Origin of the sequence: Pacificimonas flava (genome assembly GCF_000342165.1) — a bacterium.
GTDB classification, from domain to species: Bacteria; Pseudomonadota; Alphaproteobacteria; order Sphingomonadales; family Sphingomonadaceae; genus Pacificimonas; species Pacificimonas flava.
Window position 1 is genome coordinate 24,548 of sequence record NZ_AMRV01000012.1, and the last position, 20,876, is coordinate 45,423.

Below are 20,876 nucleotides of genomic sequence, written 5' to 3' on the forward strand. Positions count from 1 at the left end.
CCTGCGTTACGCGGGGCCCAGGATGTCGAGCCGGAAACTTGCGCCATTGCGGGAAATCTCCGCTTGGATTCCGAACACGCGCCGCAGACGCTCGCTGGTAAAGGTGTCTTCTGGCGTCCCATCCGCCACAATCCGCCCTTCGTGCATCCAAAGGACGCGGTTGGCGTAACGCAGCGCGAGATCGAGATCATGGACGACCGTAAGCACTCCGTGCCCGCCCTGCGCCATCGAGGCAAACAACCGCATGGTCTGGTGCTGGTAACGCGGATCGAGCGCGGCGACCGGCTCGTCGGCAATGACCAGCGGAGTCTCGGCAGCGAGCGCACGCGCGAGATGCACACGGGCCAATTCACCGCCCGATAGGGTATCGGCTGCCCGCTCTTCGAAACCGTCCAGCTGGCAGGCCCCGATCGCGTGAGAAACCGCCGCCTCATCGCCCGCTGACAGCCGCCCCAAAGCTGCGCCATAGGCGAACCGCCCGAGCGAAACGACGTCGCGAACCGGTTGCGGCCAGACCAGCGGTCGGGCCTGCGGCAGGTAGGCGATCTTGCGCGCCCGCTCGACCGGCGAAAGCCGAGCGACCGGCTCGCCATCGATTGACGCCGAACCGGCTTCTGCTTGGAGAAGGCCGAGCGCGAGGCGCAGCAGAGTCGTCTTACCCGACCCGTTGGGGCCGATCAGCGCGGTGAGTTCCCCTGGTTCCAGCGAAAAGCCAGCATCGACGACCAGCGGCTTGCCGTCCACCGCGTAGCTCAGACCGCTCGCTTGCAGAATGCTCATGCCAGCCTCCGTCGCGCAGCGATCCAGATGAATACCGGTGCACCGAGCAGTGACGCGACCACGCCCAGCTTGAGCTCGCTATCGGTCGGCAGAACCCGCACGCCGATGTCCGCCAGCATAAGGATCAGAGCGCCGAGCATAGCCGATGGCACCAGCAGCCGTGCCGGATCGTAGCGCAGGAAAGGCCGCACCAGATGCGGCGCCACGATCCCGACAAAGCCGATCGCACCAGCAAGCGCCACAGCAGCACCTGTCGCCAGGCCGGCGCCGATGATGACCGCCAGCCGTTGCCGCCTGAGGTCCAGTCCCATTCCTTCGGCCGCCTCGTCTCCCAAGGCGAGCGCGGACAGGCCTCGGCGCGATGCAAGAAGCACCACCACCCCGATGGCCATGAAGGGCAGCGCGAAGATCAGGTCGTCGAAGCTCCGATTGTCCACCGTGCCGAGCATCCAGTTGACCATGTCGGCAAGGCTGAACGGGTTGGGCGCAAGATTCATCAGCAGCGCCATGATCGCCGCCGAGAAACTCGAAAGGCCGACGCCAATCAGGATCAGCGTGACCACGGAGCGGGTGCGGATCGCGGCCAGCGCCACCAGCAGGGTGGCGATCAGCGCCCCCGCGACCGCAGCCAATGGCAAGACGAGCGGACCGGCAGTCGCGAGACCGAAATAAAGCACGAAAGTCGCGAAGAGCGCGGCGGTAGCCGAAACGCCGAGGATGCCAGGCTCTGCCAGCGGATTGCGCAGCAGGCCCTGAAGAGCCGCCCCGCTCATCCCCAGCGCCGCGCCGACGAATGCGGCAGCGAGCGCACGAGGCAGGCGTATTTGCCAGACCACCAGCTCGTCACCCTGACTCGATTGAAATGCGAGAGCAGCCAGCACGCGGTCGAGCGGCAAGGGCACCGATCCAAGCGCCACCGAAAGGACCAACGCACCCGCCAGACCTACAAGCAGGATGGACACCACCCGATTCATCGCGTGTTCTCCCCCGCTGTCGCCAGCGCTTCGACCGCGTCTAGCAAGAACCAACCGCCGCACGAGGTCCACGAACCTTCGAGCGCAACCACCGGCAATTCGCGCAGTTGCGCCCGCGCCACCGGATGACGCGCCGCGCTCCAGTTATCGACGTGGTTGGTCTTGCTTTCGAAAAAGGCTGCCGCGATCAGGTCGGGCCGCTCGTAGGCGAGGCGTTCGAGCGGAAGCGGATTCCAGCCGGGACGATCCTGGAAATTCCTGAGGCCAGCCGCGACGAACAGTTCGTGCACGAGTGTTCCTTCTCCAGCCGTCACACCAGCGGGTGTCATGTAGAGGACTTCGCGAGGAGGGCCGGGCCGATCGGCGAGCACCTTCAGTCGCCGTTCCATCTCGGCGACGAGCGCTACGGCCTCATCCGGCTTGCCGAGTTCGGTTCCCACCCGCAGCACTTCACCCCGCACTTCTGTGATCGATTGGGGGAAGCCGATCTGCACGACCGGCACGCCCGGCTCCTGCATGAAGTCAGCGATATCGTGTCCGCCACCATAGGTTCGCACAACCATGTCGGGCTGCAGCGCCAGAACATCCGCAGCGCGCGGACGGACCGTGGGAATCCCTGCCGCCTCCGCCCGCATGTAGGAGAAGCGCTTCCTCGCATCGGGCGACAGCGCGAGGATATCTTCGGGATCCGCGAATTTCAGGACATACTGATCGGCGCAGTAGTCGAGGCTGACGATCCGTCGCGGTGCGTCCGCTCCCCGCTCCGCCACCTGCGAACAGGCACAGAGCAAAAGGCACGCCAGCGCCGCGAGGATCGTCCGAACCATCGGTTACATCCGGTAGCGCACGCCGCCGAACACCGCACGACCAGGTTGGCCGTAGCGGAAGATCGTTTCATACTGCTCGTCGAACAGGTTCTCGATCCGACCGAAAATTTCGATCTGCTCGGTAATGCCAAAGCTCGCCCGGATATCGGTCACCACATAGCCATCGAGGCGAGTGGTGTTCGTGGCATTGTCGAAGCTGTCGCCCGCCACGAACACGGTGGCACCGATGCCGATGCCGTTCTCCATGCGGTAGTCCGCGACCAGACTGATCGTATCTTCGGCGCGGCGCGGTAGGTGATTTCCGTTCACGTCATTGCGTGCGTCGATCGTGGTGTAGTTAAGCGCGACATCGAAGCCATCGACCGGACGGACTGCGAGCCCGAACTCCCACCCTTCGGCGCTTGCAAGCGCGATATTGTCGTATGTCCCGAAAGGGCGTGGATTGGCGGGATCCTGACAGGCAGGGATGGGGTTGCCAGTGCAGCCGACGAAGGCGATGAGGTTCTCGGCATCGCGTTCGAAATAGGTGACGCCCACCTGCGCCCGCCCATCGAGGAAACTGTGCGTGATGCCAACGTCCCAGCTTTCCGATTCTTCGGGTTCGAGCGCGGTGTTCCCGAAGTCGCTGAACAGCTGAAACAGCGCAGGTGCCTTGAAACCTTCGCCGTAGCTACCGCGCAGCACGGTATCGCCGCCGTTGGGCGAATAGGCACCGCTGGCAGCGAAGGTCGTGTTGTTGCCGTAGGTTTCATGATCGTCGTAGCGCACGCCGCCAGTCAGCGAGAGCCCCTGGAACGGGGTTAGGTTGAGCTGTCCGTAGGCAGAGTTGATCCACACCTTGTCGCCGATAGCGGGCGCGCCGAAGCTGGAGCTGAGATATTCCGATTCCTCGCGCTCGGCACCGAAGACCAGCTCTGCAATCTCGGCTGCGTCGAACACGCCCTGATACTCGTAACGCACGTTCTCGCCGAAGGCGTCGAAGGTCTCGGAATCCGTGTCGAAGCTGAAATTGCTGCGGTCGATCCGGGTGTAGGCGATACCCAGCCGATTGCGCACACGCCCGTCCAGGAAGTTCGCGTTGATGCCCGCATAGCCGACCAGATCTTCCCGATAGGAAACCTCGTTGGTGTCCCCCAGGCCGGTAGCGGTGAAGCCGTCGATCTCGACCTCGCTGTCGGCATAGAAACCTCGCAGATCGATCGAGAAATTCTCACCCAACGCAATATCGAGCTTGGCGTTGGCGCCCAGGCTTTCAAACCCGTCCGGCTCGGTGCCGCCGCGCGCCTCGCTGAAGGCAGAGATGCCATCCGTGCGGTAGTAATTGCCGCCGACGCTTAGGCCGACTGGGCCAAACTTGCCTGACACGTTGCCGACGAGTTCCGCAGTATCGCGTTCACCGTATTCGGCGCGTGCGAACACACCAAGGTCCTCGGTCGGTTCGCGGGTGATCAGGTTCACCACGCCGCCGATTGCTTGGCTGCCGTAAAGAACGCTCTGCGAACCACGCACCACTTCGACCCGCGCGATGTTGCCTGTCAGGGCAGGACCGAAGTTGAAGCCGCCCCCGGTCGAAGAGGGGTCGTTGAGCTTGACGCCGTCGATCAGCACGACGGTCTGGTCGCTCTCCGCACCGCGGATAGAAACACCGGTGTTGGTTCCGATCCCGCCATTGCGGTTGAAGGTGACGCCGGGGACCGTGCGCAAGATGTCGAGCACTTCGCTCGGCTGGCGGTTCACGATCTCCTCTTCCTCGACCAGCGTTACCGACTCGCCGACTTGGCTGATCGCACGTTCGGTGCGGTTGGCCGTGACCACGATCGTTTCGGAGATCACTTCCTCGTCTTCAGGAAGATCGACGCCTTGCGCGAACGCGCCGGTCGAACACAGAGCCACGGCCAATGCCGCGACGGACAAATAGAATGCGGTTTTCATTGCAATATCCAAAGCCAGCCCATGCGGAGGCCCCGGTGCCCGCATGGTCAACTCGACAGATGGCCCGCCGCCGCTCGAAGTGAGCCGCGACACCGGAAACCGGCCTGGCTGTCGTTACTTCGGAAAAGAACTTTCCTGTCCCACTGGGCTGGACCCGGCCCCGGACGAACGACGCGACGGCAGGTCTCCTGGCTTGCCGATCAACGCCTTCGAACCGTCTTCCCGGCGCCACCCAGTGCAGGGCTTGGCCAGTGACGTGTTGGTTCGGGGCTCCTGGCTCACAGTTGCGGGCACAGCGCCGGTATCGCACCGGCTTCCCTCTTAGCTCCAGGCGATTTCGCATCTGCAGCACCGTCTGTCCGCGCCAATGCTCGCCTCGTCCGTTGCTGTCAATCCTTGCCTGCTAGAAGTCGATGCCCTGCTGCGCGCGGATACCGGCGTGGTAGGCGTGCTTGATTTCGGCCATCTCGGTGACGGTGTCGGCATAATCGATCAGTTCGGGCTTAGCGTCCCGCCCGGTAAGGATGATCCGGGTATCACCCCTGCGTTCCAGCGCCTCGATCACTGCCGCGGGCGTCAGGTATTCGTAGCGCAACGCGATATTGATTTCGTCGAGCACGACCAAGGCGTAGTCGCCGCTCGCGATCAACTCACCGGCCTTGGCCAATGCCGTTTCCGCGGCTTCGATATCGCGATCCCTGTCCTGCGTATCCCATGTGAAACCGTCGCCCATGACGTGCCAGTCCACCAAATCCGGGAAGCGCGAGAAAAACTTCTTCTCGCCCGTCTTCCACTTGCCCTTGATGAATTGCACCACGGCAACCTTCTGTCCCCAGCCCAGCGCGCGGGCGATGACCCCGAAGGCCGAGCTCGACTTGCCCTTCCCATCGCCGGTGTGGACCAGCACGAGGCCGCGTTCTGGATCCTTGAGCTCCCGGCGCCGCTTCGCTTGCGCGGCCTGCAGCTCCTTCATCTTCTCCTTGTGTGTATCGCTGTCGGTCTCGCTCATACGCCCCCTCTTGGTTCAACGGTGAGGAACTGGCCGAAGCCGAGTTCGAGTTCAAATGGGTTAGGTCGGCCGAGGGCCGCGGCGACGCAACGGACGACGCCGAGATGCGTGATGGCAAGGATATGTCCCTCGATCCTCGCGGAATCGAGCAGATATGTGCGAACCCGCTCAGCCATTTGCGCGACACTCTCCCCTCCGTGCGGGCGAGCGCCTTCGATATCTTCTGCCCACTCATCGATCTCGTGACGAGGAATATCGTCCCACACCTGCATTTCCCAGTTCCCGAAATCGATCTCCATCAGTCTCGGGTCGGCGTGGACGGGAAGGTCGAAATGCGCGGACAACTGCTCCGCCACCGCAGTGCATCGGATCAGTGGGCTGCTGTCGATCCGTGCAAAGCGGCTGGGCAATGCGGCCACCAGTGCATGAAGGTCTTTCTGGTCAACGGCTTTGGCGGGCACGTCCGACTGACCGTAGCAAACGCCCGCTTCGATCTGTGGCTTCATATGGCGGAGCAGGATCAGAGCCATGCGAGGGTGCCAAGATAGAAGCCGACTTCGCTGATCTGCTGCACCGCGCCGAGGCAATCGCCAGTATAGCCGCCAAGCTTGCGCTCGAAGAGCAGTCGCGTCGAGATATGGCCGATAGCAAGGCCGGCCAAGCCGCATAGCGCTGCGCCGGGCCCAAGAATGGTCGCACCGATTGCGACCGCAGCAATTCCCGTGAGCGTTGCCACCACCAGCGGCGCTGCTCCGATCCCCTTCGCAACCGGCTTGGCGATCCCCTCGGCACGTGCGTAACGACTTGTCGCGATCACGATCACTGCCGACAGGCGCGAGGCTCCGTGCGCCACGGGCAGGGCGGCGAGTGCGACCATGAAAGGGAGTTGCGCCAGTGCCGCGATCTTGAGCAGCAGAACTATGAACAGCGCTGCGGCTCCGAATGTGCCGAGCCGGCTGTCGCGCATGATCTCCATCATCCGCTCAGACGTTGTCGCGCCTTGCCCATCAAACAGGTCCGCTAGGCCATCCTCGTGAAATGCACCGGTTGCCAGCAAGGTAGCCGCAGTGCCGAAGATCGCTGCGATGAAGGCCCCGCCGATCGCCCAGCCGAGCGCGAAAGCGGCAGCGCCGATTACGCCGATCAACACGCCGACCAGCGGATAGAAGCCGGGCGCGGCCTCGAAATCGCTCTCGTCGAGCTGCGCCGCGGGCAAAGGAAGTCGCGTTAGGAACACCCACGCGGCCAAAGCGGCGGCGAATGGACGCTTCATGAAATCGGGGGAGCGCCGGACACCCCTGCCTGAGAAAAGCTTGCCATGCCGAAAAGCGAGAGCGCGGCGTGAATAATCGGCACGGCCAACAACGCGCCGGTCCCTTCGCCCAGCCGCATGTCGAGGTCGAGCAGTGGTTCGGCTTCTAGCCAGTCGAGCAGCGTCCGATGGCCGTGTTCTGCCGAGCGATGCGCATAGACAAAGGTCCGTTCACAGTCTGGCTCGATCGCCCGCGCAAGCGCGGCGGCAGCGGTCGCGATAAAGCCATCGACCACCACAAGTTTATTCGATGTCCCGGCGCCAACCATCGCACCCGCCATCGTGCCGATCTCGAAGCCGCCAACCTCGGCCAGCGCTTCAATCGGCGCAAGCGCTCCCGTTCGCGCAGCTGCGTGTTCGAGAACCTCTTGCTTGTGGGAGAGAGCGGTATCGTCGAGGCCCGTCCCTCGCCCTACGAGTTCGGCCACGGAAATGCCGCTCAGCTTGTGCGCAAGCAGGGCTGCAGCGGAAGTGTTCGCGATGCCCATCTCGCCGAAACAGACGATCTTGCTTTCAATACCGCTTGCGAACTGTCGCCCTTGCGCAATCGCCTTCCTTGCCGTCTCGGGCGACATCGCAGGCCCTGTCGAACTGTCGGCCGTTCCCCCTCCTAACGACAGATCGACAAGCGCATCGCGTCGGCGCGGCGGATGCGCGATTCCGCAGTCAACGACGGTCATCGGTATGTCGAACTGCGCCGCGATGACATTAGCCGCGGCTCCGCCTGCAAGGAAGTTGGCGACCATTTGGCCGGTAACCTCCTGCGGGAACGCGGACACACGCTGTGCGGCTATCCCATGATCAGCTGCGAAAATGGTCAACGATGCCGAAGCATTCGACGGAGTCATGTCGCCAAGGATCGCAGCAGCCTGAACTGCAAGGCTCTCGAACCTTCCCAATGACCCTATCGGCTTAGTCTTGTCGTCGATCAGGCGCTGGAAGTCGGCTCGGGTCATACGATGCGCGCTTAGCGAATACAGAATGACTTTGGAACGGCATGACAAAGCCATACGCATCGAGCGCTTGTGGAGGTCCATTGGCAGGGGCAGGGCCATTTTGCGAGCCCGAGCAGTGTCGCCACAGTGGCGTGTTGAGCAAACGGCAGCTTTCAAGTCGCGAGGCGAACCATGCTAATGACCGAAATTGGGGCGCAAAGCGGTCGGTCTGCAAGGCGCCCTCATATCGGTCATTCGAGAACTCGTTGACTGCGCCTGAAAGCTGCCGTTCGTTCAGAGATGGGGGATGGTAACCTCCCGCCCTCATGGGGTCATTCGAACACTGCTTGCCGCGGCCCAAATCGCACGGTGATTACCTCTTTCGCGGCGAAATGTTCGCCGCCAGCGCACATATGTATGTCGTCGAATGGCCTGCCAGATCATGCGGTCGTTCGGGGCCTCCGGTGGTGCGTCGAACTGCTGGATTGGAAGCCAATTGCTCCTGCGGAGCCAAAGGTGTTAGCAAATGACAATGGCCGAATAGAGGAAGTAATGGCTTCATTCCGTTTTCTGCATGCCGCCGACATTCATCTCGACAGTCCTCTCAAGGGTCTGACGGGCCAAGATGGCATAGCGGCCGAGCGCGTGCGCTGCGCGACAAGGGAAGCCTTCGATCGGCTTGTCAGTGTCGCGATCGAGGAGAAGGTCAGCTTTCTGATAATAGCCGGCGATTTGTATGACGGCGACTGGCGCGACTACAAAACGGGTCTGTTCTTTGCTGCGCAAATGGGCCGGCTCAATGCGGCGAACATCCCTGTGTACCTGCTGCACGGCAACCACGACGCCGAAAGTCAGATCACGAAGCGTCTTGACCTTCCGGGCAACGTCCACGTCTTCGGCACGCATGCCCCAGAGACGTTCCGGCTGGGCGAGCTCGGCGTCGCGCTTCATGGCCACAGCTTTCGGCAGCGCGATGTCACGGACAATCTCGTGCCCCACTATCCGGGGCCGGTGAACGGCGCTTTCAATATCGGCGTGCTGCATACCGCGTGTGGCTTGGGCGGGCATGAGAACTACGCCCCGTGCTCCCTCAATGATCTCGTGAATAAAGGATACGACTATTGGGCGCTGGGTCACGTGCACCAAGCGACAGTGCTGCATGAGCGGCCGCACGTGGTCTTTCCGGGTAACCTACAGGGTCGTCATGTGAGGGAAACCGGCGCTAAGGGCGCGTGTCTGGTGACGGTGAGCGACAGGGAAGTAGTGGAGTTCGAAGCCATGCCGTGCGACGTGGTTCGGTGGGCCGTGCTGCCGGTGTCGCTGGCCGGCGCATCCGCCATGGGAGAGGTCATCGACCGGGTGCGGGACGCACTCGAAACTGCTGTCGCGAACGGATCGGAGGGGAGACTGCTCGCGTGCCGCATCGTACTCGAAGGACGCACCGAAGTTCATGCCCAGCTAGTTTCATCCGGGGAGCAACTGCTAGCCGACGCGCGCGCGAGTGCGCTTGGTCTTGGTGACGAGGTCGCCTGGGTCGAGAAAGTTACAATGGCAACAGAGGCTACGCTTAACCCCGAGGCGCTGGCGCAGCGGGAAGACGCGATCGGCGAACTGCAGCGCATGCTTCAGGACGCGAAAAGCGATGCCGATCTTCTTGCGCAGATCGAGGGCGATATTGGCGAGCTGGTCCGGCGGCTACCGCACGAGGTCAGGACAGAAATTGAGGACGATGTCCTGAAATCGGCAATCGCCGGGGATTACGATACTCTCATTAGAGACGTTGCGCCCTACCTCTCGGCACGCCTGATCGCAGGTGAGGCTTAGGCTATGCGGCTGGGGCGGCTTGATCTGATCCGTTACGGGCATTTCAGCGACAGGTCTTTTAACCTGCCAGCCGGAGAGTCGGACTTCCATATCATATTTGGACCGAATGAAGCCGGCAAGTCGACCGCGCTTACTGCAATCGAAGACCTGCTGTTCGGCATAGACTCCCGCTCACCCTATAATTTCCTGCACGACTACGCGAGCATGAGGGTCGGCGGCGTGCTTGAAAACGGACATGGTTCGCTAGAGGTAGTTCGCCGCAAAGGGAATAAGGATACGCTGCTTGGGCCGGAAGGTTCACCGCTTCCCGGCGGCGATGGTGTCCTCGCCCCTTATCTCGCCGGCGGAGACCGCCCGTTCTTCGAGCGCATGTTCAGCCTCGATCATATCCGCCTCGAAACGGGGGGGCGCGAAATTCTCGAGGCCAAGGATGATGTCGGGCAGATGCTCTTTTCCGCAGGCGCCGGCATAGCGGGGCTGCGGGAGAGGCTGAAGGAGCTTTCCGCCGAAGCAGACGATCTATGGAGCGCGCGCCGGGCGAAACACCGCAAATTCTATATCGCCGACGATAAGCTGAGCGAGGCCCAGAAGGCTCTGCGTGATCAAACTTTGACAGCGACCAAATGGCGAGAGCTCAAAAGGGCTTTCGATGATACCGAGGAAGCCTGCGCTGCGATCGGTGAAAAGATCAGGGACGCTACGGCCGAACGCAACCGCCTGAGTCGCATTCGCCGTGTCTTTCGCGACGTGCGCCGGAAGCAGGAGCTTGACTGCATGCTCTCGGACCTGAGCCACGTCGTATTGCTCCCCGAAGATGCGGCACAGACCGTTGCAAATGCCCAGAGCAGCGACAGTAAGTCGGAAGCCCGACGTGCAACGCTTCGGGAGCAGTTGGATCGCGCGGCTCAAGAGCTGGACGGCTTGGCATTTGACGAAACCCTTGTGCAGCGGGGCGAAGACGTTCGCCAGCTGCACGAGCGGCGCATTGAAATTCGCGGAGAAAAGGCGGACCTGCCCAAGCGGCAGGCGGAGTTGACTGCCGCCGAGGAAAAGCTGCGCGCCGACGCAAAAGAGCTCGGGTGGACGGAGACGGAATCCGCGGCGCTGATCGATCGCATTCCGTCCCGTACCGGTGTCGGCGTGGTGCGTTCGCTGCTCGCGAAAAGAGGCGAGATTGACGCCGGGCTCATCAGCCACGCGCAATTGCTGAGGGAAGCGCAGGAAGCGGCGGACGAGGCGAAAGGCCGGCTGGATGAAGCTGCCGATCCGGCGGATACCTCGAAGCTTGCCCTGGTCCTCAAAACGGTGCGCGAACAGGGCGATCTCGCAGGCGGGGCGCGGGCAGCAGAAAAGACATTCCGGGAAGCGGCGGCGCTCGTGGAACGGCGTCTCAACGCCCTCAAACCGGGCGGAGCCGATGAGGACGCGCTGGCTGCGCTAGCCGTTCCGGCGCGCGCCGATGTTCAGGTCTACCGGGACCGCGAACAGGATCAGAAGCGGCGCTTGCGTGACGCGCAGCAGTCGGTGTCATCGACCCGGCAGGAAATGGAGCGCGCAACTGCCGCGTTTGATCGGACCGTGAGGGACGAGCAGCTTGTCACTCCTGAAGAATTGCAGCACGCGCGTAGCCGCCGGGACTCACTTTGGCATCTGGTGAAGCTCAGGCACATCGAGGGCGGACCGGTTCCTGATGATCAGGAGAAAACCTTTGCCGACGAGCTGGACGACCTGCCCGGCGCTTTTGAGCCAGCCCTCGGCAGAGCCGATGATCTTGCCGACCGGCGCTTTGAGCACGCGGAAGCGGCCGGCCGGCTTGCGGAAATCAGGCGCAAGATCGGCGAGCAGGAAATCCTGCTTCAACAGGCGCAGGCGAACGAATCCGCGCTCGTCGAAGAAGGCGAGGCGCTTGGCGCAGAGTGGAGGTTGATGTGGAAGGCTGCCCCGTTTGAGCCGCTGTCGGCCGAGGCAATGCTGGAATGGTTGCCTGCCTGCGAAGACGTGCTGGAGGCCATTCAGCATCGCGAGCAGCAGAAAGACGATCTGGACGACCTGCGCAGCCGGGTCGGCGAAGCAAGGGAAAGACTGCTCGCCGAATTGACCGCGCTTGGAATAGACGCAAACGATCTGAAGGAGGAAAGCCTCAGCCTTATTCTCCAGCGTGCAGATCAGGCGCAGCGGGCGCAGGAGGCGGCGGCGCAGAAAAAATCGCAAGTCGAAGACGAGCTTGCCGCCGCCACCAAGCTTGCCGGAAAGCGCGGACGTGATCTGAAGAACGCCGAAGATGCGCTCGAAAAATGGCAGGAAAGCTGGATGGCGGCGCTCAAGGAGCTTGGCTTGGCTGAAAATACCGCCGCGGAAGCCGTCGGCACGCAGCTTGACATCATCGACAATATGCGGGGAGCAGCGGACAAGATCAGTTCGCTTCGGTACGATCGCATCGAAAAGATCACTCGGGATGTTGCCGATTTCGAGCAGGTCGTCGCGAAACTGCTTCAAGATGTGGCTGGCGACCTCTCAGGTCAGGCAGCCGAAGATGCGATTCTCGCCCTGGAAGCCAGGCTCGATGCAGCTGAGCGCAAGCGCGACCTGCGCAGCAAGAAGATTTCAGATATCGAGAGGTTCACCTCGCAGATCGATGATCTGGATGATGAGCGCCGTGAACTGGCCGCTTCAATCTCCCATCTTGAAAGGGCGGCCGGTGTCGAAACCGTCGAGGCGCTGAATAAAGCAATCGGGCAGTCGGACCGAAAACGGGCGCATGAGCGCGAATTGCAGGACCTCGTCGAAAAACTGCTGGAGGATGGCGATGGAAAGTCGATCGAGGAACTAGCGGAAGAATGCGAGGGCGTCTCGATGGATGAGATCGCGGCGCGCGAGGCTTCGCTGCAAGCCGAGTTCGATGATCTGCAGGATCAGCAGACTCAGGCGGCCGAAGTGCGATCGCAGGCACGCGACGCGTTCCAGGCGATAGGCGGGGGCGATGAGGCGGCCCAGGCCGCTGCAAGCAGGCAGGAGGCTCTTGCCGATATGGAGGAGATTGCGGCGCGATATGTGCGCGTGCGGACCTCGGCCGTGCTTCTCCAGTGGGCGATCGACCGCTACCGGCGCGAGAAACAGACGCCGTTGCTCAAACGCGCGGGCGAGCTGTTCAAGATCATGACCGGTGGCTCGTTTGCCGGCCTGCAGGTGGCATTTGATGAACAGGACGCGGCGCACCTGACCGGCGTCCGGGGCGGCGACACCGCCGTGCCGGTTTCCCGCATGAGCACCGGAACGGCCGATCAACTCTATCTGGCGCTGCGCATTGCGGCGATAGAGGATTATTTGGAACGCGCTGACGCGCTTCCTTTCGTCGCCGACGATCTGTTCATCAACTTCGATGACGAGCGCGCTGCAGCGGGATTTACATTGCTTGCTGAACTGAGCCGGAAAACGCAGGTGCTTTTTTTCACCCACCATCAGCATCTGGTTGAACTCGCGCGGGCCAATCTTGACAGTGGCCTAAACGTGGTGAGACTTTCGGATCACACGGCGGCTGCAGCATAGCCGTGCCAGCTGTTGCAGAAGCGACCATCCGCAAGGACCCCCGGCTTTGTCATTTCTAGGGGCCGTGGCTCTAACCTGGTCGGCGACATTGCTGAACCAGCAGATCGGCGAATGTCAGAGACGACTTGCCCAGTGTTCTTCAGCGATGATCGAAATCGGTATGCCGGTGCTTCGCATCTCGGCCGCTTTGATGATTTTGTTGCCGAATGAAGAATGCTTCCACGACTCCGTGGCGTAGGCGCCGATCACCAGATAGTTGGTCGCCTTCGTAAGGCTGCCACCCGTTCCGCCCCTTGATGCTACCGCTTCCTCACAATGCTTCCGTTGTCCGAAGCTGAAGGTGCCAGTGAAACAAAACGCCATTCCTTCAAATCTGACTGGCGGCGCGGGCTGACAAAGGGGGAGCGACGCGGACTTGGGTGCTTCGCCCAAAACGGCATCGCCCGCAGTGAACGCGCTCAGCGCAGCGAATAGATCGTCGCATTCCTCTGGATCGGCGACACCATCAGATAAAATGGTGCCGACACGATCGTAGAGCGTCGCGATGAGTGGCTGCTGACTGACCGAGAGATTTGCCACCAACCATTTCTCGAGAAACTCGACTTCAGCCTGATTTATCGAACCGTCGGCAATGAGACCTCGGGCTAAGCCGACCAGCTCGTCGACCTGCCGGGATTGCAATCTGTCGGTGTTCAACCGGTTTAATGTCTGCTCGTCCATGAAGTGCCTCCGTCTTCGATGTAAAGCAAATGACGTTTGCATCGCACTAACGTATAGGAAACAGTCGAATTTAACGATGATGTCACCGCCTTGCGAGTTCCTCAAGCGCCATCTCGACGCGGCGCCTAGCATCGCGGCGCAGGCGCGAAATAGCGAACGTGCGTGCCACGGCTACCGCGCGATCTTCTGCATCTTCGACCGCCTCTGCTGCGAGCATGAGTTCTTGCAAGGAGATCTGGTCTATTGAACGTTCGGCGGCGTCGTTCCGCGGTACTCGATATTCGGACAGACGCTCGGGATGGCTCTCATCCCGCCAGACGAAAGCGTGTCCCTCTTGGTCCTGAATCGTTACGAAGGAATGTTCGACCATCTCGTTGACGCGCTCGCGGATTAGGCGGCCCGTGCGAGCGAAACCATGGGCGCGAGCTACGACGGTGGCCAGCTGATCGTCACGAATGGGTGACTCGGTTTCGACGGCAATACGAACCATCTCGGACAAGATGTCGTAATAGGCCGGGTCATAGAACTGGTCCGCATCAATGCGGTCCGCGACTGCAGAGAAATCGGTATTGCGGTAGAGCACACCGCGCGCCCGAGGCGCATCGGGCGGGCGGGCCTTGAAGAGCACCGGCTCGACCTCAGGGGCAGGCTCCATCGAAGGCTGGGGCAGTTCCTCGTCTTCGGGGTCATCTGCGAAATCTTGCGCAGAGGAATCCTTTGCCTGCGCGCTGATGTCCCCACCAAAATCCTCCTCGTCGTCACCCGCCGGCGCATCGCTTTCCTCCTCAGCGTCGGCTGATGCTCGTCGTTCGCGGGCCTCCTCCAACAGTTGGTTGAGCCGCGCATCTACTCTCTCCATAGCGCCTTTCGCGTCGATCCAGAAGTCGGTCGACCAGATGCGGATGATCGTCCAGCCCAGTCCTTCGAGCACAGCTTGGCGCACCTTGTCGCGATCGCGGGCGGTCTGCGCGCTGTGATACATGGCGCCATCGCATTCGATTCCGGCGAGAAAATCGCCCGAATTGTCGGGGTCTACCACGCCAAGATCGATTCGGTAGCCGGACACGCCGATCTGTGGCCGGACAGACCAGCCGCGCTGCTCCAGCAACGCCTTGACCGCATCCTCGAACGGGGACTCGGTCACACCTACGCTGTCCGAGTGCGTTTCGGCCAGAGCACGGGGGCCACGGTCAGCGAATTCGATATAGTGCTTGAGGTCACGCACTGCCTGCGACGCGGTTTTCGACAGGTCGATCATGCCGGCATCGAATGAGGTGAACAGCAGCATCGCCTTCCGCGCGCGAGTGATGGCGACATTGAGGCGGCGCCAACCGCCGTCCTTGTTCAATGGCCCAAAGTTCATTGACATCTTGCGTGCCCCTGCCTCGACAGGTCCGAACGTGATGCCGAGGATGATCGTGTCGCGCTCGTCCCCCTGCACGGTTTCGAGATTCTTGACGAAAACAGGCTCTTCCAGATCGTCAGAAAAATGCGCGTCGAAGGCGCTATCACCCTTGCGCGCCTGCTCTAGCAAATCCTCTATCAGCTCCTGTTGCTTGCTGTTGAGCGTGACGATGCCGAGAGAGGTTTCACTTGGCACCTGGCCCGCTAGCCGCCGGCGTGCCTCGGCGACAATGGCTTTGGCCTCGATCGCGTTGGTCTGCTCCGTGCCCTTGGCATAAACGCCATCGACGCGATGCCATTCTACTGCCGTCTCGCGCGTTTCCGGCGCGGGAAAGGTGACCAGTTTGCCGTCATAATAGCGCGAGTTGGAGAACGCGATCAGGGAGTCGTGGCGGCTGCGATAATGCCAATCCAGGCTACGGCGCGGGATTGAGGCGGAAACGCACTCATCGAGAATGCTCTCCAGATCGACCATCGCATCCTCGTCCACAGTCGCCGAACCACGACTGAAGAAATTCGTGGGCGGCATCTGCTTCTGGTCGCCCGCGAGCACCAATTGCCGTCCGCGCCCGATGGAGCCGACGGCATCCCACGGTGTGATCTGGCTCGCCTCGTCGAATATAACGATATCGAAAAGGTCCTGATCGGGCGGCAAGTATTGTGCGATCGAGAGCGGGCTCATCAGCATGCACGGTGCCAGCGCACTGAAATCCTTCCCCATCTCTTCCGCCAGGCGACGGACCGGCTTGTGCGCGCGCTGCTTGGCGAGTTCGTGCTTAAGTACGCCGTAGCCCGAAGCACGGGCGACCTGCGCCGGATCGGGCAAATGGGTGCATAGCCTCGCACGGATGATCGCAGCGGTGAGCTTCTGCACCTCTTCGGTCATCTCGCCGAAGGCGCGGATCTTGTCAGCATTTTAGCGCAGAGGGGACCAATGAACCCCGTGATTCTCTGCTAGATTGATGCTTCAATGGGAGCATGCAGAGTCCCAACGCCGTATCGGCCTTGAAGAGCAAGCGAGGCGAGATCGCCGGTCGTGTTGATGCACTCCAGGACCAACTTCGCCAGGCCCTGATCGACCTCGACCACGTCGATTGCACTATCCTTCTTTTCGATCCCGATGCAGAGCTGGACGAAATCAAGACGAAGCCGATGCCTCCACGCCATCATGCGTTCAAGGGGCAGGTGACCCGGTCTATCTTGACGATGCTGAGGAAATCGTCGGTGCCGCTGGATGGCCTGACTATCACGCTACGCTTGATGGAAGAGCGCGAGCTGAACCAGTCCGACAAGAAGCTGGTGAAGACGATCCAGAAGCGCGTCGGAGCTGCCTTGAGGAACATGCGAGATCGAAGGCTGGTGAAGTCGGATAAGGGCGAAAAGGGGCTGCTGGTGTGGTCCCTTTTAACAACTTAAAATAGCGAAACACCCATATCTCTGTCATTATCGATCATCATGCGGACTACACCAATATGGTCTTGAAAATCTCGCTTATCCATCTTGCTGAGAATGGTGTGATGCGGGTTGTTTTGGCATAAAACGAGTAGGGAAGAATACACAAGCATAGCAAGCGCTCCGCCGACATCATTCGACTGCTCGAGCTCATAATCAATCGCATGGACTGCAGAGCCGTATTGCGGAATTGTAGGAAATGATTTCAGCTTCTCGTACCGCTGGATAATGAACTCGAACTGTTCGAAGAGGTCGGGGTTGTTGGCAAGGTGGCGCAGGAAGATATTTCCTAACATTCCCAACTCGCTGGAATCCAGTACCGTCAATGGGTCACCCTCATCTTCATCCTGAGCAAGCTTGAGCATAAGCAGATGTTGATTTTCGCCAGCGAAATACCTGTTCTTGAGATAGTCGATACGTCCGTCGACACTCGCTAAATTAGCGGCCTGCGACCGTGTGCTGAATAAGGCGAAAATTATCCACCCTACGATAGAAAGTCCGAAAGTAGGCCACGCAAGAATTAGGGCGATAACAAGCGTGATTATGAGCACCAGTCCACTCCGAGTGATTGATTTTCTCATTTTAGGATGGACTGTCGGGCTTCCCAAACACACTGAATACGTGACGCATTTTTTGGAGATAACGATGCCGCGCAGATGGACGAAGACCGAGGCTTTCGAGCATTTCGGGACTAGGCTGACTAACACAAGGTGGAGTTGGTCGGCGATCTCGGAGGACGGATCCGTGGTCGCCCTCGTGCTGTGGCAGGATGCGGTCAAGGGCCGGGATGGCAAGCTGGTCTATCATGACGATTCCGAGCTCGACGCCGAATGGAGGACGCGCCCGGGCCATGGAGAACGGATCCGTCACCTCGCACATTGCCGCGATCACCTTGATGGCCGGTTCCGTGCTGTCATCGCCCGTGCAGTCGATAAGGAAGCGGACCCTCGGGACATCGCGTCCTGTCATCCGCAGGAGGGAGTCTGGTGGAAGCTGGATGAATTCGACGAAGGGACCGGCGCGTTCGTGGCCCATGTGGTTCCTGGCGGCGCATGAGTGACGACCCGTGGGCAGCGCATGTAACGAGCTTTGAGGTCGCGGATGCCCAGCTGACCGGTATTCAGCCTAGCGGGCAGGTCCTGGTGAGGCACGATCTTACCCTGACGGTGCAGGAAGGCCGCTTCGAAGTTCTGACCGACGACGAGAAGGGGCGCCCGACGCCTTCGCGTCTATGCTATGGCTGCACCATCCGGACTTCGGGAGCGGCGCCACCCGACTACTGGAGTGGTGTCGACATGCAGATCGTCGTGACGGGAACGCATCAGAACGGCTCGCGCATCACCATAGCCGGTCCGGGTGCCGTGGGCTTCGATGACGCGGGTTTGCTTGGCATCGAGTTTGAGAAGCCTCCGGCAATAGTTGTTGAGCCAGACTGGAGCGGCAATGCGTGACTGGGATAATGAACCGGACGAGTCGACAGGGCCTTGGTTCTGGTTCGAGGCGCTCGCGGCAGGCGCGATGGTCCTTGGTGCATACGTCTCGCTTGGCTGGACGTCCATTCGGTGGCTGTCCGATGCGTTGGCCTGAATCCGGTCCGCTACCGGAAGAACACCCTCAGCGGATCATTGTCGGTCATCGCAGTCACGCTGTTGCGCGAAATGTTGGAAGCCCTGTTGAGCAGGAACTGGCTGGCTTGGTCGAGGGGATTGGCCAGCGATTTGAAGCGATCGTCTTCTTCCCGTGTGATGATGCCCCAGGAGCCGAGCGTCTTGAAGGCATAGCTTGTCGCCTGATCGATGGTCGTGCGCTTGCCATGGAGCTCGAACATGCGTCTGTGCACTTCTCCCGGCTTGCAGGAGCCTTGGATCCGGATGAGCCTTCCGAGGTGTTCGGCGACCTGACGGATATACGGGTAGGCCATGATGCCGACAGCGAGAAACATGGCTGGCTCGCTGGACGGATCCTTTCCCGTTTCGACCGCACAGCCATCCACGATCGCATGACGATCGCGATATTGGGGGAACCACATACGATTGAGTATGCCGTTGGTCTTGCTCCGCACCGTAGGTGAAGGAACGTCGATCTCGAGCCGTTCCTGTATCACGTCCCTTGCGACTTCGCCGCGCACGACTGCGGATGCGAGGCGCATCCATTCGGCATCGATATAACGGTCGATGCCGATCATCGGGGGCTTGACGTTCACTTCTTTTCCTTTCTCGTGATTTTCACGAACGGGACGATCACCTCTTCGATGTCGGTCCCACCGTGCACGACCTGTGAATGCCCTGCAGGGAAAAACCCCTGCCCGTAGTCCGCGAACAAGGGGTGATAGTTGTCGGGTAGCGCCCGTGGCGCGAGCACTCGAGCCCCTGGGATTTTTGCGAGGCCGTCGTTAAGCAGCTGCGGACTGTCATAGATGCGCATCCGTTCGCCACGGCTCTCCGCCCTGACTCCTTCGGCGGGACGACCGACGCCGACTGCTTCGACATTTCCATGATCCGCCGTGACGTAGATGTCGAACCCGCGGGTCAGCAGGATTTCGATGGTATTGGCCCATTGGCCCATTTCCAGCCAATGGGCGATCCGTTCGGTCAAGCTCTTCTTGCCGAAGATCTCGCCGTGCATGAGCTCGTCGACGGTGTCGATGACCAGGCCGGCAACGAGCGGCTCATATCTGTCGAGCAGATGTTCGAGTTCGCTCGTCGAACCCTCGCCGCCCAGTCCTTTCATATAGACAACCTTGGCGTCGGGGATGTCGTTGGCTGCCCAGAACCTTCCCCACAGCGACTTCTCCGCATTGGTTCCGCTGATCGAGTTTGCGAATGCCTTGGGCGGGTTCCCTGCGAAGATTGACTGTCGCGAGACGCTGGTGACGGTCGGGATCCATGCGAAGCAGGAGCGCGCATCGATCGAGCCGATGAGCTGCCGGTCACGCAGGTCCTGTTCGAGCTGATGCCACTGCTCGAGCGCCAGCCCGTCGACGACGAGCAAAGCCTGTCGCTGATCGACGTCCGTGCGCGCCATCGCCATGTGCGGCGCGACCTGATGGACGAGCGAAGGATGGGAGGAGCAGCTGTTCAACGAGAGGCTGTCGAAGTTCGTGCCGAGCCAATCGAAGAACACGGGGTCGATCTGCCGCCGCAGGTCCTCGAGTGCCGACACCACCGTCTCGTGATGGATTTCCTTAGGGTAATTCCTCACCTCGTATGTCAATTCTGCGAGACGCTCGCCGTATCGCAGCCAGTCCCTGTAGTTGGCGTCGGCTTGGGGGATGTCCTGCTTCAGGCGATCAATCTGCTTGCATATCAGATCAGCCTTGGCCGCCATATCGTGCTGCAGGCCGATCTTGGCCCATGATGGCAGCTTCTTTGGAATCTCGGGGACATCGATGGGCTTGATGGCACCGTCCAGCACCAAGCTGTCGAACATCACCCTGATCCGCGGAGCGCCGAATGGCACCAACGCCCCCGCTGGGCGATCGGAATTGACGAGCGCGATTGCGAACTGCCGCCAATCGACCTGGAGGCGATCCAGGAGCGCGGATCGGTCGGTCAGCATATTGAATGCATCCTGATCCGTCATGCCCTCCGGCAGTTCGGCAAGTTCGACCACCCGACCGGCGAGGATGGCAGGCAATTCAACGTCGGCGTAAAACAGGGCGAGAGCGGTCACCCAGAAGTCCTCGCTCTTGTCGAGCAGGGCTGGCGTGATCCTGAAAATGCTCGCGAGGATGAAGTCGGCAGTTGCCCCGGAACCCATCCGGGCGGGGACGACCTGACGCTGTGCCACGCGCCACAGGTCAGGCAGTCTGGCGCCGCCTATGGCCCTCAAGATAGTCGGATCGAACTGGTCGAAGATCTCGGCCAACCGGAGATCGACGTGACGGGAGGACTGCAACACGTCCCATGGGAGTTCCTGTCGGGCATCCCCCCGGACGTGTATGATGGTCGGAGCCGCTTCCGTATTTTCCCGCAGGTCCCTTTCGTAGAGCAGACGGAAGGCTATCGGTTCGGCATATTCGACGACATCGATGCCGCGCTCCACCAAGGTGCGCGACACCGTATCGCCGAAGAGTACGTCGTCGGGGTCGCTGACCGCCCACAGCTTGGCGAACTCCGCCTGGAAGCCCCCTGCGACGTGATCGACCCAGTCCTTCACCCT

The 20,876-nt window shown here is 61.1% G+C and carries 19 protein-coding genes and 1 riboswitch; of the genes, 6 read left to right on the forward strand and 13 right to left on the reverse strand.

All coding sequences use genetic code 11. The annotated features are described in order from the left end of the window. Positions 1-6 precede the first annotated feature (6 nt). The 8 genes from C725_RS13155 to cobT form a co-directional block, all read right to left on the reverse strand. A complete protein-coding gene (locus C725_RS13155; protein WP_008603665.1) occupies positions 7-780 on the reverse strand; it encodes an ABC transporter ATP-binding protein in 774 nt (257 codons plus the stop codon). After that, positions 777-1,754, reverse strand: a complete 978-nt coding sequence (locus C725_RS13160) for a FecCD family ABC transporter permease (RefSeq protein ID WP_008603666.1) — start codon at positions 1,752-1,754, stop codon at positions 777-779. The genes C725_RS13155 and C725_RS13160 overlap by 4 nt, the downstream gene beginning before the upstream one ends. Next, positions 1,751-2,581 (reverse strand): ABC transporter substrate-binding protein, encoded by an 831-nt coding sequence (locus C725_RS13165; protein WP_008603667.1) that lies wholly within the window; start codon positions 2,579-2,581, stop codon positions 1,751-1,753. Before C725_RS13165 ends, C725_RS13160 begins: the two co-directional genes overlap by 4 nt. A gap of 3 nt (positions 2,582-2,584) precedes the next feature. Next, a complete protein-coding gene (locus C725_RS13170; protein ID WP_008603668.1) occupies positions 2,585-4,513 on the reverse strand; it encodes a TonB-dependent receptor plug domain-containing protein in 1,929 nt (642 codons plus the stop codon). Positions 4,514-4,674: 161 nt separating this feature from the next. Beyond that, positions 4,675-4,884, reverse strand: a riboswitch (cobalamin riboswitch). A 32-nt stretch (positions 4,885-4,916) separates the two neighbouring features. Further along, complete coding sequence (gene cobO, locus C725_RS13175; protein WP_008603669.1) at positions 4,917-5,522, reverse strand: cob(I)yrinic acid a,c-diamide adenosyltransferase; 606 nt, start codon at positions 5,520-5,522, stop codon at positions 4,917-4,919. Beyond that, on the reverse strand, positions 5,519-6,052 hold the full coding sequence (locus C725_RS13180; protein WP_008603670.1) for a histidine phosphatase family protein: 534 nt from the start codon (positions 6,050-6,052) through the stop codon (positions 5,519-5,521). Before C725_RS13180 ends, cobO begins: the two co-directional genes overlap by 4 nt. Further along, the gene (cobS, locus tag C725_RS13185) at positions 6,043-6,795 is read right to left on the reverse strand and encodes an adenosylcobinamide-GDP ribazoletransferase (protein WP_038283353.1); all 753 of its coding nucleotides are present in this window, start codon (positions 6,793-6,795) and stop codon (positions 6,043-6,045) included. Before cobS ends, C725_RS13180 begins: the two co-directional genes overlap by 10 nt. Then, positions 6,792-7,889, reverse strand: a complete 1,098-nt coding sequence (cobT, locus tag C725_RS13190) for a nicotinate-nucleotide--dimethylbenzimidazole phosphoribosyltransferase (RefSeq protein ID WP_243442754.1) — start codon at positions 7,887-7,889, stop codon at positions 6,792-6,794. The genes cobS and cobT overlap by 4 nt, the downstream gene beginning before the upstream one ends. A 432-nt stretch (positions 7,890-8,321) precedes the next feature. Between cobT and C725_RS13195 the strand changes: the two genes are divergently transcribed. Beyond that, a complete protein-coding gene (locus tag C725_RS13195; protein WP_008603673.1) occupies positions 8,322-9,593 on the forward strand; it encodes a metallophosphoesterase family protein in 1,272 nt (423 codons plus the stop codon). A 3-nt stretch (positions 9,594-9,596) separates the two neighbouring features. After that, a complete protein-coding gene (locus C725_RS13200) occupies positions 9,597-13,139 on the forward strand; it encodes an ATP-binding protein (RefSeq protein WP_008603674.1) in 3,543 nt (1,180 codons plus the stop codon). A 114-nt stretch (positions 13,140-13,253) separates the two neighbouring features. Here the strand turns inward: C725_RS13200 and C725_RS13205 are convergent, their stop codons facing one another. After that, a complete protein-coding gene (locus C725_RS13205; protein ID WP_008603675.1) occupies positions 13,254-13,859 on the reverse strand; it encodes a BRCT domain-containing protein in 606 nt (201 codons plus the stop codon). 82 nt (positions 13,860-13,941) lie between these two features. After that, the gene (locus C725_RS13210) at positions 13,942-16,149 is read right to left on the reverse strand and encodes a DUF3320 domain-containing protein (protein WP_008603676.1); all 2,208 of its coding nucleotides are present in this window, start codon (positions 16,147-16,149) and stop codon (positions 13,942-13,944) included. A gap of 92 nt (positions 16,150-16,241) precedes the next feature. Between C725_RS13210 and C725_RS13215 the strand changes: the two genes are divergently transcribed. After that, positions 16,242-16,679: a hypothetical protein gene (locus C725_RS13215; RefSeq protein ID WP_038283356.1), complete on the forward strand. Its 438-nt coding sequence runs from the start codon at positions 16,242-16,244 to the stop codon at positions 16,677-16,679. Here C725_RS13215 and C725_RS13220 read toward each other — a convergent pair. Next, positions 16,676-17,266: a hypothetical protein gene (locus tag C725_RS13220; protein ID WP_038283358.1), complete on the reverse strand. Its 591-nt coding sequence runs from the start codon at positions 17,264-17,266 to the stop codon at positions 16,676-16,678. The two genes, C725_RS13215 and C725_RS13220, sit on opposite strands and share 4 nt — an antisense overlap. A 193-nt stretch (positions 17,267-17,459) precedes the next feature. On the opposite strand from C725_RS13220, the gene C725_RS13225 reads away from it, so the two are divergent. From C725_RS13225 to C725_RS16445, 3 genes are read left to right on the forward strand one after another with little or no spacing between them, the layout of a single operon-like run. Continuing rightward, complete coding sequence (locus C725_RS13225; protein ID WP_008603679.1) at positions 17,460-17,771, forward strand: hypothetical protein; 312 nt, start codon at positions 17,460-17,462, stop codon at positions 17,769-17,771. Further along, positions 17,768-18,166, forward strand: coding sequence for a hypothetical protein (locus C725_RS13230; protein ID WP_038283360.1), 399 nt, complete (start codon positions 17,768-17,770; stop codon positions 18,164-18,166). Before C725_RS13225 ends, C725_RS13230 begins: the two co-directional genes overlap by 4 nt. After that, a complete protein-coding gene (locus C725_RS16445; RefSeq protein WP_008603681.1) occupies positions 18,159-18,302 on the forward strand; it encodes a hypothetical protein in 144 nt (47 codons plus the stop codon). Before C725_RS13230 ends, C725_RS16445 begins: the two co-directional genes overlap by 8 nt. 10 nt (positions 18,303-18,312) lie before the next feature. Here the strand turns inward: C725_RS16445 and C725_RS13235 are convergent, their stop codons facing one another. Both C725_RS13235 and pglZ read right to left on the reverse strand, forming a co-directional pair. Next, on the reverse strand, positions 18,313-18,918 hold the full coding sequence (locus tag C725_RS13235) for a hypothetical protein (RefSeq protein ID WP_008603682.1): 606 nt from the start codon (positions 18,916-18,918) through the stop codon (positions 18,313-18,315). Continuing rightward, positions 18,915-20,873, reverse strand: a complete 1,959-nt coding sequence (gene pglZ / locus C725_RS13240) for a BREX-3 system phosphatase PglZ (protein WP_008603683.1) — start codon at positions 20,871-20,873, stop codon at positions 18,915-18,917. Before pglZ ends, C725_RS13235 begins: the two co-directional genes overlap by 4 nt. Between the last annotated feature and the right edge of the window lie 3 nt (positions 20,874-20,876).